This window comes from Butyrivibrio sp. Su6, assembly GCF_900108105.1.
In the GTDB taxonomy this organism is placed as follows: Bacteria; Bacillota; Clostridia; order Lachnospirales; family Lachnospiraceae; genus Butyrivibrio.
Genome location: NZ_FNUR01000018.1, coordinates 1 through 16,681, shown reverse-complemented (window position 1 = coordinate 16,681; position 16,681 = coordinate 1). Strand labels below are relative to the sequence as shown.

The 16,681-nt window shown below is 38.8% G+C and carries 13 protein-coding genes; all 13 read right to left on the bottom strand.

Going from position 1 to position 16,681, the window contains the following annotated elements; genetic code table 11:
• Window positions 1-17: 17 nt before the first annotated feature.
• Window positions 18-887: a LicD family protein gene (locus tag C4S54_RS15145; RefSeq protein WP_103870236.1), complete on the bottom strand. Its 870-nt coding sequence runs from the start codon at window positions 885-887 to the stop codon at window positions 18-20.
• Window positions 888-917: 30 nt separating this feature from the next.
• Window positions 918-3,110 (bottom strand): CotH kinase family protein, encoded by a 2,193-nt coding sequence (locus tag C4S54_RS15140; protein ID WP_103870235.1) that lies wholly within the window; start codon window positions 3,108-3,110, stop codon window positions 918-920.
• A 12-nt stretch (window positions 3,111-3,122) separates the two neighbouring features.
• On the bottom strand, window positions 3,123-3,905 hold the full coding sequence (locus C4S54_RS15135) for a hypothetical protein (protein WP_103870234.1): 783 nt from the start codon (window positions 3,903-3,905) through the stop codon (window positions 3,123-3,125).
• A 10-nt stretch (window positions 3,906-3,915) separates the two neighbouring features.
• Window positions 3,916-5,040 (bottom strand): DUF6077 domain-containing protein, encoded by a 1,125-nt coding sequence (locus C4S54_RS15130; protein WP_103870233.1) that lies wholly within the window; start codon window positions 5,038-5,040, stop codon window positions 3,916-3,918.
• Window positions 5,041-5,072: 32 nt separating this feature from the next.
• Window positions 5,073-5,693, bottom strand: a complete 621-nt coding sequence (udk, locus tag C4S54_RS15125; protein WP_103870232.1) for a uridine kinase — start codon at window positions 5,691-5,693, stop codon at window positions 5,073-5,075.
• 26 nt (window positions 5,694-5,719) lie between these two features.
• Entirely contained in the window at window positions 5,720-7,207 is a 1,488-nt protein-coding gene (locus C4S54_RS15120; protein ID WP_103870231.1) for a hypothetical protein, read from the bottom strand.
• Between the two features lie 62 nt (window positions 7,208-7,269).
• Window positions 7,270-8,721 (bottom strand): MBOAT family O-acyltransferase, encoded by a 1,452-nt coding sequence (locus C4S54_RS15115; protein ID WP_103870230.1) that lies wholly within the window; start codon window positions 8,719-8,721, stop codon window positions 7,270-7,272.
• 12 nt (window positions 8,722-8,733) lie between these two features.
• On the bottom strand, window positions 8,734-9,672 hold the full coding sequence (locus C4S54_RS15110; RefSeq protein WP_103870229.1) for a glycosyltransferase family 2 protein: 939 nt from the start codon (window positions 9,670-9,672) through the stop codon (window positions 8,734-8,736).
• Between the two features lie 66 nt (window positions 9,673-9,738).
• Complete coding sequence (locus C4S54_RS15105; protein ID WP_103870228.1) at window positions 9,739-11,316, bottom strand: NAD(P)/FAD-dependent oxidoreductase; 1,578 nt, start codon at window positions 11,314-11,316, stop codon at window positions 9,739-9,741.
• A gap of 138 nt (window positions 11,317-11,454) precedes the next feature.
• Entirely contained in the window at window positions 11,455-12,663 is a 1,209-nt protein-coding gene (locus C4S54_RS15100; protein ID WP_103870227.1) for an SGNH/GDSL hydrolase family protein, read from the bottom strand.
• Between the two features lie 135 nt (window positions 12,664-12,798).
• A complete protein-coding gene (locus C4S54_RS15095; RefSeq protein WP_103870226.1) occupies window positions 12,799-14,004 on the bottom strand; it encodes a lipopolysaccharide biosynthesis protein in 1,206 nt (401 codons plus the stop codon).
• 10 nt (window positions 14,005-14,014) lie between these two features.
• Window positions 14,015-14,956 (bottom strand): glycosyltransferase family 2 protein, encoded by a 942-nt coding sequence (locus C4S54_RS15090; RefSeq protein ID WP_103870225.1) that lies wholly within the window; start codon window positions 14,954-14,956, stop codon window positions 14,015-14,017.
• A gap of 98 nt (window positions 14,957-15,054) precedes the next feature.
• Window positions 15,055-16,329: a DUF6044 family protein gene (locus tag C4S54_RS15085; RefSeq protein ID WP_278308929.1), complete on the bottom strand. Its 1,275-nt coding sequence runs from the start codon at window positions 16,327-16,329 to the stop codon at window positions 15,055-15,057.
• Between the last annotated feature and the right edge of the window lie 352 nt (window positions 16,330-16,681).

The window sequence follows — 16,681 nt, the reverse complement described above, 5'->3', positions numbered from 1 at the left end:
TCTTTTCGTAATAAAAATCACTCTTTAATTATATTCACATGCATAGGCACCTGTTTTTCCTTTGGTGGAAGCGCCATGTAATCTCCATAGGTTTTTTTAAGCCACTTGTCATGGAGTTTGGGAATAGGGAACTCTTTTCCTCTGATAAGCGCTGTATCAGGTCCATACACTAAATGCTCAACATCAAAATCAAGGCCCCAGTACCTGGGATCCGGCTGCTCGTTGGAGATAAAGAGTACTTTTTTACCATCATAAAACTTATCATTATCTCCATCAGCAAGCCTTGCAATTCCGCCCTGCATCTGAAGTCCAATGTACTTCATTGCAATCTTTTTAAATGGGATCAGCTTTCCAACATTTGCAAGCACAAAGGCCACAACTTTCATAATTCCTTTGAACTTACTGTAATCAACATAAGGTCTGTGTCCCATAGCCAAGGCATATAGAAGCTTCATCCTGATAAGCTGCCACTTGTGATTGTCATCTTCTATATCAAAAACAAACAGATCAAGTGTTGGATGAGAATATCTATTCTCGTAAAAATCCTCTGCTCCAAATGTAGTTCCTTCATAGGTCAGTTCTGTATCAGCTATCTTACTGATAAAATCAAAGAACTGTGGATATCTTTCAAATCTCAAAAGCTGAAATCTAGGATCAGCCTCTTTTTCAAAGGCATCCAAAAATCTCTCATAATCCGCTCTTAAAAACAAAATATCCACATCATCATCCCAAGGAATAAAGTCCTGATGTCTTACTGCACCAAGGAATGTACCACCATGAAGATAATACTGAATATCATATTTTTTACAAATCCTGTCAACCTCAGAGAGCATGGCAAAATCTGACTCATGCACTCTGTCTAAATAATCCTGTACTTCTTTTTCCATAAAACTTGAAACACTACTTTCTTTATTTCCTTAATTGGTAATCCCCAAATCCTCATACATATAGTTTATTATATACCCTGCCCTGTCTCTGAAGAATGCATCCAAAATCTCAATATCTTTTTGGTAATCTTCTTCGTCGTAAGGAGCTTCATATCCCTCAAAACCAGGATAATCATCAAGAGCAAAATCTCCTCTGAACCTGTTATTAGACTTGATAGTTGCTGCTTTATACCTATCTGCCATTGCCCAAAGCTTTGCAGATACTGTCTCGTAATCAAAATTATTTGTTGCTATTTCTGTAAAAGAATCTGCAAACCTCTCTCTAAACTCCTGGTTAGCACAAAGAGCTGTAAAAAGCTCATCTCCATTTAGAGGATTATTGTCATACCAGTTTCCTGTGACGAATGAATCTATATCAGCAGTATTGGCCCCTATGTTCATTGCGCAGGAATCATCAAGGTCAAATAAGAGCCAGCGCCACCTGCAGTCTTCATATTCCGTTAGCCCTGGATCACGGCTTCGCCAAACTGCATAATTATTCTTGTATGTATCAGAATTAGCCACATAAGTCTCGATTGCATAATAGTCTATAAGACTCTGAATATCCACTTTTTTTTCAAATTCGCGGTAGTTATCCACAATAGACATATCATTTTCTGTGGCAAAAGTAACAACATCATCATACAACGATACATCATTTGCATCGTTCGTCCTGGACTCACCATTTTTAATGATAACCACATTGTTCTGAGGGACGCCATAATACTCTTCAATATAACTTGTGCCTATAGTTTCCTGAAGATTGTACAGTCCCCAATACTCGCCATTTAAAAACACCGCATATGGCACAGACCTTTGAGTACCAATCTCTCTGTCATTTACAAGCGAATGTACTAACACATCTCTTATCTTGGAAACATACATATCCGTTGACCCACCGCTACGGAGCATCAACTTATCAAATATTAAGCCATTATCAAAAAAGTCATAGTTAAAAGAATTGTTTCCATCATATTCTTCCCTTGCATATATTTGGAAATTCTTTTGATTCATCTCTCGTGTCCATCCTCCATGAACACGAATACCAGCAGTTTGCGAATAAATCTTCACATGGTTTGATGTAAAAAACTCCACCCCAACTTCTCGCTCCCATCCGCGTCCTTTTTTTCCAAAATGGGTATATTTGACATCGTCGATATCTGCTCGTTCCATGTCGAATTTCGCATAAAGAAGATCATAAACTTTACCATAAACGTATATTCCCTTCTCATATCCAAAAAAATCATCCGGATCAAAAGAAACAGATAATATACCAATTCCTTCATACTCAGACTCATCAAGTCCAACGAAATACGTGTTGCAAACCACATCACTCTTTCCATCTGCAGATATGGCCACTGCTTTCAAAGCAGTACCTTTATCCACATTATAATCAGGCAGATAATTATTCTCAGAAGATATACCTCCGATATTAGAATAGATATTAGGCTCATCGGTCCTGTTTTCTATAGTAATAGCTCCTGTGTATTTAATTGAACTCTCATCAGGAATTGAACCATCTAAAGTGTAATAAATCTCCCCTTCTTTTGCAGATAGTTCTACAACGACATTATCCGTAAACCAACCACCTTCAACAGAATATGTCGGTGCATCAAGGTTCCTTTTTTCCACCGGAGGTGTCTGCTCTACATAATAAGGAGAAGGATCTGAAATATAGTAATCATCACCAATAAGCGAAACCACCTTGTCATCCGAAAATCCACTAGCAATGACAGCGCTAGATACAACCTGTCCCTCAGGATCAGTCAGGATGCACTCTTCTCCATCAGATATATGAAAAGATAATCCATGAACATCCACAGGAACATAATCATCTCGATAGAGACTTATATCGTCAGTATTATCACTGCACCAGGCAATAATACACTGCCCTGGCTCTACGATAAAATCAGGAAAAATAAATTTTCTTAAGTTTTCCCCACTATCTGACAGGCTCCATCCCTTAAGGTTAACACTCGAGTCTGACCTATTATAAAGTTCTATATAATCTGCACCGTAATCTCCGTTATCGTCATAGGCCGCCGTAACATTATGAGGACACACCTCAGATATAACAATTGGCGACTTCTCTTCATCCTCTATAGCCAATTTCTTCACTAAACAAATTGCCAAAATTGATAGTAGGACTACGCCTATGCAGATCAGCTGTTTATTTCTTTTCATCCATTTATACCATTACTTCTCTACCATCGGATCCTCATAAATGGTATATCCATCAATGTTTGCTATCGCATCAAGTCCCATATTCACCAGATTACCATCTATTTTTCTGCTATCAGCAATAACAATGTAATGACACTTAGTCTGCCTGGTTGCTTCCAAAAGAGCTGTGGCATCTATTGTCTCCGGCTTTTCCATAACTTCATACACAGCATTGTAATAATCCCACTGTGTTACTACCATCTCGCGGCCATAGGGCATGAGTATATCTGTATCGTATTGTCTTACGAAATGCACAAGCTCAGATGGGAATGCTGCTCTAACTCTTGGTTCTCCATCCTCAGGCGCTATGACTTCACAGATATCAATAACGTTTTGAGGAATGTGATAGAGATTCTCAGCCTTTGACATATACTGATTGGCATAAACAAAAGAACCTGTCACGGCAATTATCAACAGTATAAGCGCCAGCATTCCTCTTCTTACAGCAACCTTTTTGAAGTTCATGACAGCCTTGCAGGCACCATATCCTATAACCACGTACATAGGAATAAGCCACAATATCCTGTAATATGTATCACTCCCATCATCAAACAGCGCCACATAGACAATCTTAGTGATAGGGAAAAGAAATACTATAAGGATTACCAGCGGCAGTATGCCTAAAACGATTTTCTTTTTTATATCTTTTTCACTGGCCACAATGTAGATAGCAGCTGCCAAAAACATTAAAAGCAGCACTCCATTTCCGCCATACAATTTCAGTGCAACCCAGCACTCCATGAATATTCCGTACATATAGGTCACCTCACATGCCACTTGTCCAGATTGAGAAGTAAAGAGCCAGATAGATAAGGTTTGGTATCATGCAAAAGAAAGCTCCTATAATAACCTTCAAATTCCTGCTAAATATCAAAAGAAGAAGTGATAAAAGAGCTATTATCCCACTTCCAAAGATAACTCCCATAGCACTGCACATGCCTGATAGCATATTTACAAGAGCAAGCATTATCCACAAATAAGCTGAACTTGTACCTGCTTTATCCACAGATATTTCTTTATTATTAGCATTCACATTCTCATACATCTCAAGGAAAATCCAGAAAATCATAGGGAATACCAGATTTCCAACCATAGCTTTTCCCTGCCATGTCCTCATCAAAAAGAAAGTTGCAGGAGTGTAGTGCGAAACATTTCCAAACATCATGAGAAAGCTCACAATAATCAGAAATACAGGCACCATCTCTTTTTTATCTTTAAAAAGAACTTTACCAATCTGTGCGTAAACCAGGTAAACTAGCGGAATGAATAATAGTGGTATAACAGAGTGTGACACAATTGTTGCATGAACACCGCTTACCTTGGCAATAAAACCAATCCACATAGTTATAACAGCAAGAGCGTGCCTAATATCAAGGGAAGTAGAATTTCCGGTATAGGGTAAAATCGTATTCATAACATCAGCCTGCTGCGCAAGCAATGACTCAACCACATAATACGCATCGTCGCCATCAAAGCTCGCCATAACAACTGCCATTACAAGTTGAAATGCAAGGAGTCCAAAGAAAAGAAGCCAGTAGACTTTAGGAGCAGTAATCTTCATTACTATGGCTTTATCGGACACTATAAAGTTTCTATCCTTTTTGATAAAATAAGCGTAACAAGCTCTTACTATTCCCAGCACTATCAGTATCCATGAAGCTATCAAAAAGTATTTCACACAGTATGCAAATGCACTATACATTATCGTAGTCATGCAATATATTGCGATAACCTCAAATACTGCAAGGTAGATCAAAAAGCCAAGCAGAAAAGTCACTCCAACACTTCTCTTCTCTTTCGGCAATATAAAGTTGAATAGCAAACCGATAACCATTGGCGCACAAAGCAGCCAAAATATCAGCTTAAAAACCTCACCAACAATTTGCAACAAAATACAGTCCTCCCCAAAAGTTTAACGCCATATCACTCCTGCATCATGAGCTTTAAGTGCTCCTGAAGAATGCTGATACCTGTTAAGTTCTCTCCGCCACGAGGGATGATGATATCAGCGTATTTCTTGCTAGGTTCTACGAACTGCTCATGCATTGGCTTAACAGTCTCTGTGTACTGCTTCAGGATTGAATCAATGCTACGTGCTCGCTCAACCATATCACGGCGAATTCTTCTCATAAGTCTCTCATCTGCGTCAGTCTCCACAAAGACCTTGATATCCATAAGGTCTCTGAGTTCCTTGTTCTCAAGAATAAGAATACCCTCTACAATAATTACTTTTTTAGGTATAACATGAACTGTCTCATCAGCCCTGTTATGAATGGTATAGTCATAGACAGGCACATCAATAGCTATGTTATTCTTAAGTTTTTTCACATCTTCAATCAGAAGATCTGTATCAAAAGACTCAGGATGATCATAGTTAAGTCTGGTCCTGTCCTCATAGGATAAGTCATTGTGCGCCTTATAATATGAATCATGATTGATTACTACAATATCATCCCCAAACTTTTCCTTTATCATGCGGACAATTGTTGTCTTGCCCGATGCTGTTCCTCCTGCAATTCCTACGATACAAACCTTATCGTTCATAAAAAACCTCCATTAAAAAATATATCTCAACGAACGTAATTGCCGCCGTTTGACTTATAGTAATCATGCTCTAAAATCTCGCCATCTTCATCATATATGATGAGCTGAATGTCATTCAGATAATGTGCCTCGTCATACAGATAATTGGTATCCGGATCTTCATCGCTGTAGAGAAGCCTGAAATACCGCTCAACAGGCCTGTAATTAAGTGTTCCCAGGGCGGTACTCATAGCTGTAAGTTCCTCACTCTCACAGGCCTCGTAAGTTTTCCCGGTAGAGTTATCCTTTACAAGGATATATGGTCCGCTTGTACCATCTATTTTATTAGTCATAGAATAATTTCTTATCATTCTCTTTAAATAATCATCCAAAAAGACTGGTGAATCTCCATTGACATACAGCACGAAATTGTAATCTTCTAAGTTTAGAAGGTCAAGCTTAATATATAAATTGTCCTCACTAAACAGGACATCATCAAGCTCCTCATTGAAATTATCAACACATTCCTGCCAATAGCTATAAGAGTCATCACCGCGGTGATCTGCCAGATCTCCTGTTTCAGAAAGCCACTGCCCCATGTAATCAGTAACCTTTTTAGAACCAACTACATTCAAATGGCCATGGTCATTGAGATCAGAGTAAACATCAATTACATCAAGGTCCAGCATATTGATATACGGAACATCATAGCTTTCCGCTATCTGTCCTGCTCTTATGGCTGCTGCCTGATCCTTGGTCTCTGCAGCAAATGGATAATAAGTAAGCACAACAGGAATACCTCTCTCCTGACAGAGCTCAATTATCTTCTCAAGATACTCTGTTCCAACTGTATCCTCTTTCAAAAGATCTTCCTCTGTAACTACAGGGTACTGCTCCGGTTCAAGCTCTACCTGGTATCTCATCTCCGCACCAAAAAGTCTGTTCCTGTCAGCAGTTCCGGTTATAGTCTTAAAATCACTCTCGTTTAGGTATTTCCAACGATTATGGTAAATAATGAACTCATAAAGAAATTCTTTTTTTACGCTCTCATCCTGAATAAGATCATCAATTGCCTGTCTTTTAAGATCATTTAAAGGCCAGGCATCCATGTTCAAATGGAGCTGTTCAACTGATGTATTTACTTCATCCTCATCGTCGAATTCTTCCCTGTTATCGAGGTACCTGATGTTTTTCTCGAGCATGTAAGTATCTACAACAACCCATTTAGGTGTGCAGTATTCAAGTGCCTGCTGAAGCTCCCAGTAGGTTGCCTGAAGCATTGCTCCGTGACCACCCATATTGTAGGAAGTTATGCCATACTCCTCAAAAAGAAATACCGGGTTAATGGCATTTATCACATGGGATGAGCCCATAAACAAAACATCTATGTGGTCTTTTTTGGCTTCGTTAAAAAAGTCGGTATATTTGTAATCGCTCTCTTTTCTCTTAACTATCACGACAGTCGCTGCAATTGCAAGAGCAAGGAGCAATACGAAGATTATCGTTTTAAATACATTGGCTAGTGTTTTTTTCATGACCTTTATTTTCCTAGATTATTATTCATTTTGATGATATACGGATTGCTCCACTGCGTTCATCAAAACTGTTGATAAATAAACGCAGCGCTGTCGTAGCCAGGGCCCCAGATTCCAAAAACTAAGATAGAAATGATAGCTGCGATTACGATAATGTACCTGATCCAAATTCCCTGTTTAAGAATTCGTTCTCTAATAACGAATCCGTTGTAATTCACAAGATCAGTAACAACTACGATGATAAGCCCCACTATTGCCACAAAGAAATCCGCACTGTCGAGTCCATGCTTATATAGGCTTCCATCTGCCAGCATCCACGGAGTGAATACCAAGCTGTTCTTAATGATAACTAGAGCTTCACCAAGTGAAGATGCTCTAAAAAATACCCACGCAAAATTTACAAGTAAGAAAGTAACTAATACTTTCAATACTCTGTGTGAAAATGCATTTCTCTCAACCTTAAATACATTTACGCACCAGTCTCTTACCGGCTTTAAAATATAACCAATAACCTGGAATAATCCATGAAGAAGCCCCCAGACCACAAAAGTCCAGCCGGCCCCATGCCAAAGTCCGCTAACCAGAAATACAATCATTATATTTAGATATTTACGAGCAGTACCTTTTCTGTTTCCTCCAAGTGGGATATATAAATAATCCCTAAGCCAGGTAGACAGAGAGATATGCCATCTTCTCCAATATCCTGCTATGCTGCTTGCAAGGTAAGGGCACTTAAAGTTCTCCATAACATCTATACCAAGAAGCCTGGATATACCGATTGCAATGTGCGTGTATCCTGCAAAGTCAGTATATATCTCAAATGTATAAAATACCGTTGCAACAAGAGTTGTAAAACCTACAGCCTCCATGGGATTAGCATATACGTTATTTACGTAAATAGCCAACCTGTCAGCAACTACCAGTTTTAAAAAATAGCCCCAGATTATCTCCAGAATCCCATCCCTCAACATGTCATAATCCACAGTGAGTGGAAAGTTAAACTGCGGAAGCATGTTTTTTGCTCTCTCGATAGGTCCCTGCGTTATCTGTGGGAAGAATGATACATATAATCCGACTTTAAGGGGATTCTTTTCAGCCACCAGGTCACCGCGATATACATCGATCAGGTATCCGATGATCTTTAGCATGTAAAAGGAAATGCCAAGAGTCGCCAAAAGATTAAGATTTACTGCCTCCTCTGTTCTCCCTGTAAGAGAAAGAAAAGTCTTTTCTATGAAGTTAAGATATTTGCAGGCAACCAGCACAGCTATGTGGATAGCTATTGCCACAGATAAAATTGCCGTATTCTGCTTATTTTTTTCAAGCAATAGTCCAAAACCATATGCTAGTGCTATAAAGATTACCAGTACTACAGTACTCTTTACATCAATGCTGGCATAAAAAAACAAGCTTGTTATAAAAAGCCAGATATACTTAAACTTCCTTGGTACTATAAAATTGATTGCCACAACTATTGGCAAAAATATGAAAAATTCTGCGGATACCAGCTGCATAACGCATTCCCCTTAGAAATTAATTCTCTTTTCCTCTACTACAATAGGTCTGTTGATCACTCGGGTATTTATATTGAGGATATACTCACCCATAAGTCCTATGAAAAAGAGCTGAATTGCTCCAATAAGGAACATACCAATGATCATGGGTGCATAACCTGCATGGAAGCTATACCAGTGAGTCAGCTTCAATACAAGGTAGACAAAAGCTACTATAAGATCCACAAGCGCACAGATAAATCCGGCAATTGTACAAAGTCTCAAGCCAACCTTAGTGTATGATGTGATGCTGAGCATTGCCGCATCATACAGGGTATAGAAATTGTTGTGTGTCTTACCGGCTCTTCTCTGAGGCTGCTCATACTCTACAGTTGTCATGTTAAAGCCTTCTCCGTACTCTGCAACAATTCCCCTGATAAAAGGAATTGGATCCCCAAGCTGCCTAAGAAGCTGGATGAAAGTTTTGTCATAAAGCCCAAAGCCTGTGAAATGCTCGATCATTCGAACGCTTGACATATTTTTGATCAGCTTGTAATAACAACTTCTGAGAAAATAGATAAAGCCATTTTCCTTGCTTGAAGACTTTACTCCACTTACAATCTTATGTCCCTCTTCCCATTTTCTCACAAAAACAGGTATAAGCTCAACAGGATCCTGGAAATCTGCACAGATTGGAATAACGCAATCTCCATCAAGTGAGCACATGCCATGGAAAGGTGAATTAAACTGGCCAAAATTGGTCACATTAAAAATAGCCTTTATCTTTTTGTTTTCAGCGCATAATCTCTCAATTATATCTCTTGTGCCGTCAGTTGAAGCATTGTCAATAAATGCTATCTCATAGTCATACTGTGGAAGTTCCCTGACTAAAACCTCCTCTACTGCTTTGCTGATGGCTTCAACATTTTCAACCTCATTGAAGCACGGAATCATAATACTAATCTTTTTCACAATTAAACCTCTTAAAATCTTTCATAATAAAATGGGATGTGACGCCCATGCCACACCCCATAATTCTTAATCTACCTCAACTTCTTCCTCAGGTGCAGAATCAGCTTCGTGGTATTCCTTCTCGGTGTTGACATTCCATATGTTGCTGCGGTCTGTCTCCCCACTAAGAATATTCTTAACCGTCTCAAAAGAAGTGCACATTGAATGATCAATGTTGTTGTATCTGTGCTGTCCATTACGTCCAACGCAGTACAGATTATCAATAGTGTTAAGGTAATCCACCAGTTTATCCATTTCTTCGTATGTATCGAAGTATGCAGGATAAGCCTTCTTAACTCTTTCCATGTGATAATCAATAACCTCATCAGCACTGCTGATAAGATTAAGTGTAACCATCTCTTTAATTGCCATCTTGGCAAATTCGTCCTCAGTCATATTCCACATTGAATCACCTTCAAAGCAGAAATACTCAAGTCCAACCCAAACTGTATGCTCCAGGTCCTTTACAAGATATGGAGACCAGTTGTTGTAAATCTGGAAACGTCCCATCTTAACTGTTCTGTCCTGAACATATACCCAGTTATCAGGAACAATATTACCAATAGTCTTGATCTTGGTCTTATTCTCAAGATTGAGCTTAGGAACCAAAACTCCTAAAGTCATATAATCCCTGTAAGGAAGTCCCTTGGCAATTCTAAGTGACTCAGCAGGAACATCATTCATTCCCTCAACAAGGTCCTTAACAGGCATGGAGCTGATGACTATATCACCCTCAATCTCCATCTCTTTGCCGTCAAAAAGATAGGTGATGCCCTTTATGTGATTGCCATCCTTCCTTATCTTAGTAACCTTGGCATTGCAGACAATTGTTCCTCCGAGATTTTTGATCTCAGCTGCTGTGACATCCCAGAGCTGACCGGGTCCAAGCTTAGGATAGCTGAACTCTTCAATAAGTGAAGTCTCAACCTTGCCACCAGTCTTTCCTGACTTTTTCTGGAAAGCATTTTTCAAAACTGCAAGGATGGATACACCCTTAACTCTCTGTGCTCCCCAGGATGGGTCAATTTCTGATGGGTGTCTTCCCCAAAGGTTCTCTGTATAATATTCAAAGAACATGGAGTAAAGCTTTTTACCAAATCTGTTTACATAGAAGTCCTCGAGAGAATTCTCTTCTCTCTTAAAGATCATAGCCCAAAGATATGAAAAGCCGCAGGCAATTGTCTTGGCAAGTCCCATATTCTTGAAAGTTTCAAGCTTAAGTGAGATTGGGTAATCATAAAACTTTCTGTCAAAAAAAATCCTAGACACTCTGTTTCTGCGGAGCATAACCCTGTCTGTCTTCTCTGGATCAGGTCCGCCCTCAGCCATAGCCATAGGCCTGTCTAAAACTATATCATCATATGTAGGTGCTCCCTGAAGAGGCAGCATTTTCTGCCACCACTCATTTACCTCAGGAACCTTTGAAAAGAACCTGTGTCCACCCATATCCATACGATTGCCTTTATAGTTAACTGTTCTGGAAATACCACCAAACTGGTCTGTCTCTTCAAAAACTACAACCTGATAGTCCTTTGACTTGGACAGAAGCTCATAAGCTGCTGTAAGTCCTGCAGGACCTGCCCCGATAATAAGTACTTTTTTCATCTAACTTCCCTCTTTTAGTTAGTCTTTTAACAATAAGAGTAGTATACAACAACGTATACATTTCTTCAATTAAAAAGCAAAAAAGACCTCCCTGGCATATAGTCAAGAAGGTCTGCATATGTTCAAGTACGAGTCAAATCACTCGGCATCAGGTTTTGCAAGCTTATACTCACCATTTATAAGTTTCTCATAATAATCAGGATAGTATTCTTTTAACATATCATCGCGATATTTATAATACTCATCAGGATTAAACTCAGAAATCTTGATGTAGTCGGTATCGTAATATACTGATGGTTCATTCTTTTCCATGTAGTTTGGAATGTGCGCTAAGAGCCTAGCAAAAATCTGTCTTCCTGTTAGAGTAAGATGTACACCATCAATCAGATACTGATCAGCAGTATCAATGTATAAGTCACAGTGTGTACCAAACATTGCATCGAAACTCTCAACATTCTCATCCTCAGCGGCATTTTTTGACTTTCTGGCATAGTTTGCAAGAGTGTCAAAATAGTTACTTACAATATAGGTATCGCCAATCAGATTATTTTCACTGTCATAGTAAACACCATAAAACGGAGTTAAAAGAATGATTGTTGCGTCTGGACTTATCTCTTTCAGCTTATCAATGCCGGTACACATTGCATCATAGAAACAATGCATTGCATTTCCATCATACTGAGTATGATCAAGCGGTAGCCCTAAAAAGAAATCATTGGTTCCATAGGAAAGAAAATAGTAATCAACTTCCTTAGGATCAACCTTATTCATAGTCTCTAAGATTTCCGGATACTCTGATAGTACACTATTTCTGTCTGCCTGCCCTGACAAAGCATAGGTCATACCAAGAAAACTTGTTGATACAAGGCTACTAGGTGCAACATCAGATGTTGTCATCTCAATGGCACCTGTTGTTCCTCCTATTCCAAGGTTATAAACAACTGAATCAGGAACCCTCTCACCAATAAGATGTGGAATATCAGTTCCCTCGCTCCTACCATTAGCAAACTGGCTATCGCCCATGAAAACCATTACAGTTTTATCCTGCTCTTTTACTTCATCAGTTGTAGCAACAGTAGCTGCTGCAGGAGTCTCAACTACAGATGTTGAAGCTGAGGCACTTGCCTCTTCCAAAACCGGCTCCATCAAGCCATCGACCACAATTGTTGATCCACTCTCTGAAGCAAAATCCACTGCACTCATGGCAGTAGAAGCGTCAGAACTCTCAGTCTCATCATTTATATACTCTGTGGCCTTCTGAGTATCATCCCCCTGAAGAGCGCACCCTGTAATAACAGTAACAAAAGTCATGACAGTTGCAATTGCTGTCAAATATCTCTTTTTCATATCAACATCCTTCCTGTATTTCTCATAAATCTTCTTACGATATGATTGTATCACTTTGATTTTTCTTGTGAATAGATAATCTTCAATCTTAAGAATATCTGCCGCAAATCTTAAGAAAGTCTTAAGATTTAAACGCTATTTTGATAACTTTTTAATTCCAATAAAAGCAGTCAAAATAAATCTAAAGAAACTAATAATAACAAGTCCATAGGCAATTCCATTTATCCCAAGTGCCATAGTCATCGGGATAACTATAAGACAAAAGCATGCCCCATAAACACTATTGATAACAAGCTGCATCTTTTCTTTTGAAAAGCTCATGATCACAACCATGAGCGAACCGGATATAAAATAGAGTATCTGCCCTAGGTTAGCCAGGAAAAAGAACCTGGTCGCTTCCTCAAATATGTCAGGATACATAATCTTTACAAATATGTATGACACTCCGGTGCAGGCAAGAGCGCCGACAGCGGTTAATATTAAAAGGAATACGCTGATAAGTCCAAATTTCTTTCTATCAAGCTCAATCTTATAGTTGGTAAGATAGCTGATAATAACACCATTAAGTGGGGTCGTAAGCATTGCGACGATCTTACCTATAAGGCTAGCCGCATAAAATACAGTAACCTCTCTTCCACCAACTACAAGTCGAAGGAGGATCCTGTCTGAGTGTAGTATCAGTGCTGCAAGGAGATTGCTGGCTGAAATAAACCACAAAGACTTCATGTTCTCTTTGAAGCTATCGGAAAGTCTGGTGTATGGGCCTCTAAAAATGTGCCCTCTAAAAAAAGTGTAAATAATGCCGAAGGCTTCACCTATAAAGAGAGTTGCTGCCCAACTCTTTGTCACAGGATATATCAGAAGGCCTAAAACATAGCCGATAGAGACCATTCCAAAGAAAATAAAATAGTCTTTGAACCTGATGGTCATTCGCCACTCAACATCAGCGTAGTACCTGACTACTGTCACAATCATTAGTAGCAGCACCTGAATATATAAAAGTGCTTCGAGGTTTCCTAAGACAAAAAGAGCTGCAAATGACACTACAACAGATATTCCGGCAACTATCAAAAGAAATAAATTATAGTCTCCGTTACTCTCTGTCCTGTCTTTTTTTGCTACCATTCTAGAATAGCTGGCTGCTGTGCCAAAGCCTGCCCCCATTATGGATACCGCAGAGATCAAATAAAGAACGGTGCCAAAAGCATCCGCTCCCACCCTGGACTCAAGTCCCGGATAGATCAGCAGCTGAAGGACACCGTTATATATTACCAGTGCTAGAACACTGAATATAAAATCTTTAGAAGCACTAAACAAAAGCTTCTTACTATTATTTTTCATTACTAATATCTCACTTCATCAGATCTGTCTCTTTATGCCTCTGAAGCATGTTGAGCTGCATCTCAAACTCACGTCTGTTGTTGATCGACATGGTTGACAGTATAACCCCTGCAAAAAAGCTCTGAACAGCCGCCATTAAAACAAAGCAGCATACAATAAGTGTAGGAATCCTTGGTACTAAATGTGTAGCCCAATATTCCTGAAGGATTGGCACAAAGAATATAAGTGAAAGAATCGTAAGCAGCGCCGCAACAATAGAGAAGAACCCAAATGGCTTGTAGCTTCTGTAAAGTCTTGCTATAGTCCTAAGTACCTTGAAACCATCTGCGTAAGTGTTGAGCTTACTCTCTGAACCTTCAGGGCGATCTCTGTAATCGATGATGACATTATCAATCTGCATATTGTTGTAAACAGCATGAATAGTCATCTCTGTTTCAATTTCAAATCCCTTGGACAATACAGGGAATGTCTTAACAAACTCATAACTAAATGCCCTGAAGCCGGTCATGATATCTCTGATATTGCAGTTAAAGAGTCTGTTAATGCTTCCTCTTACAAGGTTGTTTCCAAAGTTATGGAAAGGTCTTTTATTCTCCTCATAGTATGTACTTGATAATCTGTCACCTACTACCATATCTGAATTATGATTAAGAACAAGGTCAACCATCTCAGGTGCTGACTCCATAGGATATGTATCATCTCCATCAACCATTACATAAACAAGGGCATCAATCTCGCGGAACATCCGTCTGATAACATTGCCCTTGCCCTGCATGTATTCATTTCTTACAATTGCTCCTTCAGCCTCAGCTATTTCTGCTGTGCGGTCCTTTGAATTATTGTTATATACGTAAATTGTAGCCTCAGGCAAAGCTGCCTTGGCATCACGAATAACTTTTCCTATTGTCTTTTCCTCATTATAACAAGGAATCAAAACTGCTATTTTATCCATTGTTTCCCCTTTTCGATTAAATGCAAGATTTCCATAGCCACATCTTGCCTTATACATTTTAAACTGATAATGAAATAATATCAAATTCGGTAGTATTCTCAATCAATCGTATACACATAAATAGTGTATGGTGATGAATTATCTGTATAACTCTTAATTAGCTTAATCCCTGTTTTATCTGTGTTAGTTATATCTATACGCGAGAATATATACTTACATCCAAGCTCTTTTAGAGCAGCCGCATTAATATAAATATCATTATCAGTAACTTCTGACATACTCTTGGTGGCCATAACAATCGACAGATCCGTGCCTGAATAGAGATAGCACCTTGCTCCCCATTCATCAAAATATAAGCGGGATGGTTCCATACGATCAAGAGCAGGAGCTATTACCTCCCTAAAGGCTTCTTTATAGCTCTGTGGATAAAATCCCAAATATCCATCAAGAGTATAAATCCCGTTATACTCAAGAATTGCCGGGTGCATTCCATAAGCAACGCTGTACTCGCCTGTTTTATAGTCAAGGTCTTCTTTTATCTCATCAAAAAGCTTAGTAGAATAAAACTCTTTGAAATTAAGAGCATCATTCTCATGGCCAAAAATCTCGCTGCGAGCTGTAAGCTTTGCAGTATGATACAGATCGTTGTACTTAGTTGGTGATACAAGAACTATCAAAGCAGCTACGAAAATTATCACATAAGGTATGCCTATCAATGCCTTATATATAAATGATTTCTTTCCCTGCTCTGAATTTACTTTGTTACTTATCCACAAATAAAGTCGATAGATAAAAATAAATAACATCGTGCACCACAGGAATGGGTTAAAAAAGATTGTCCTGTTGTACTGAAATCCTGTAAGCGGTGGAACCAAAGTTTCAATCAGATGCTCTACTGACTGCGAATAATAAAGTCCATATACAACGCAGTTAAATACAATGATCAGAAAGCAAAGATTGTAATAATTTGTAAAGATTCCTTTGACATTCTTTTTCACAATATACCTGACATTTAAAAGTAAAAGGTAGGCTAGGCAGATTGGCATTACAAAAAACTGATGAAGGTCCTCTACATGCATCATGCCATTTACAAAAATGTCAAAACTCTCTCCAATAATCTCATTAAATGGCAAATAGGTCTGAACCATAGTCTCCCTGATAGTCTCAGCATCAGAAAAGAGCATCATGTTAAAAAGCCTATATTCAAATACCACGTTGCCAATTCCAAGTGCCACAAGTGAAATCACAAGGCTCCAGCTAATTTTCTTATCCCTTATCCACAACCAAATAATCGCTATAAACAAATAGCCTAGTATGAAGAATCCTAAATAGGAAAAGTAGGAAATAAACGGATAACAGAAGACAAGTAAAATGAACCATATACCCCGTCCCCAATGTCATTTAGTTAAGGTATTCAAGTGCATTTAATACATAACGGATGGCATAAAAACTCCGTTTTAGAAAACTTCATATCTTGTTTGCAAAACAAATGGCACGCCAAGAAAGCAGGATTGCTCCTGCTTCTTCCGTGCCATTTATTCTTGGAGAAATTTATGCTCTATAACTTAGTGGAACTACACGTTTGGTATGCTTTTTTCTTGGATATGTGCGGCCTTCTCGGATTGGCGTGACGTTACCTATCAACAACAGTTCCACTGTATCACTAGACATTCTGTTATGCAGGAAATCCCTGCAAGTAATCACAGCATCAGAAATAGAGACTTT

What these genes read in the sequence shown, in the direction of transcription:
- C4S54_RS15145 (WP_103870236.1), bottom strand. Translation starts at nt 887, where the DNA reads ATGGAAAAAGAAGTACAGGATTATTTAGACAGAGTGCATGAGTCAGAT.
- C4S54_RS15140 (WP_103870235.1), bottom strand. Translation starts at nt 3,110, where the DNA reads ATGAAAAGAAATAAACAGCTGATCTGCATAGGCGTAGTCCTACTATCA.
- C4S54_RS15135 (WP_103870234.1), bottom strand. Translation starts at nt 3,905, where the DNA reads ATGTACGGAATATTCATGGAGTGCTGGGTTGCACTGAAATTGTATGGC.
- udk (WP_103870232.1), bottom strand. Translation starts at nt 5,693, where the DNA reads ATGAACGATAAGGTTTGTATCGTAGGAATTGCAGGAGGAACAGCATCG.
- C4S54_RS15120 (WP_103870231.1), bottom strand. Translation starts at nt 7,207, where the DNA reads ATGAAAAAAACACTAGCCAATGTATTTAAAACGATAATCTTCGTATTG.
- C4S54_RS15115 (WP_103870230.1), bottom strand. Translation starts at nt 8,721, where the DNA reads ATGCAGCTGGTATCCGCAGAATTTTTCATATTTTTGCCAATAGTTGTG.
- C4S54_RS15105 (WP_103870228.1), bottom strand. Translation starts at nt 11,316, where the DNA reads ATGAAAAAAGTACTTATTATCGGGGCAGGTCCTGCAGGACTTACAGCA.
- C4S54_RS15100 (WP_103870227.1), bottom strand. Translation starts at nt 12,663, where the DNA reads ATGAAAAAGAGATATTTGACAGCAATTGCAACTGTCATGACTTTTGTT.
- C4S54_RS15095 (WP_103870226.1), bottom strand. Translation starts at nt 14,004, where the DNA reads ATGAAAAATAATAGTAAGAAGCTTTTGTTTAGTGCTTCTAAAGATTTT.
- C4S54_RS15090 (WP_103870225.1), bottom strand. Translation starts at nt 14,956, where the DNA reads ATGGATAAAATAGCAGTTTTGATTCCTTGTTATAATGAGGAAAAGACA.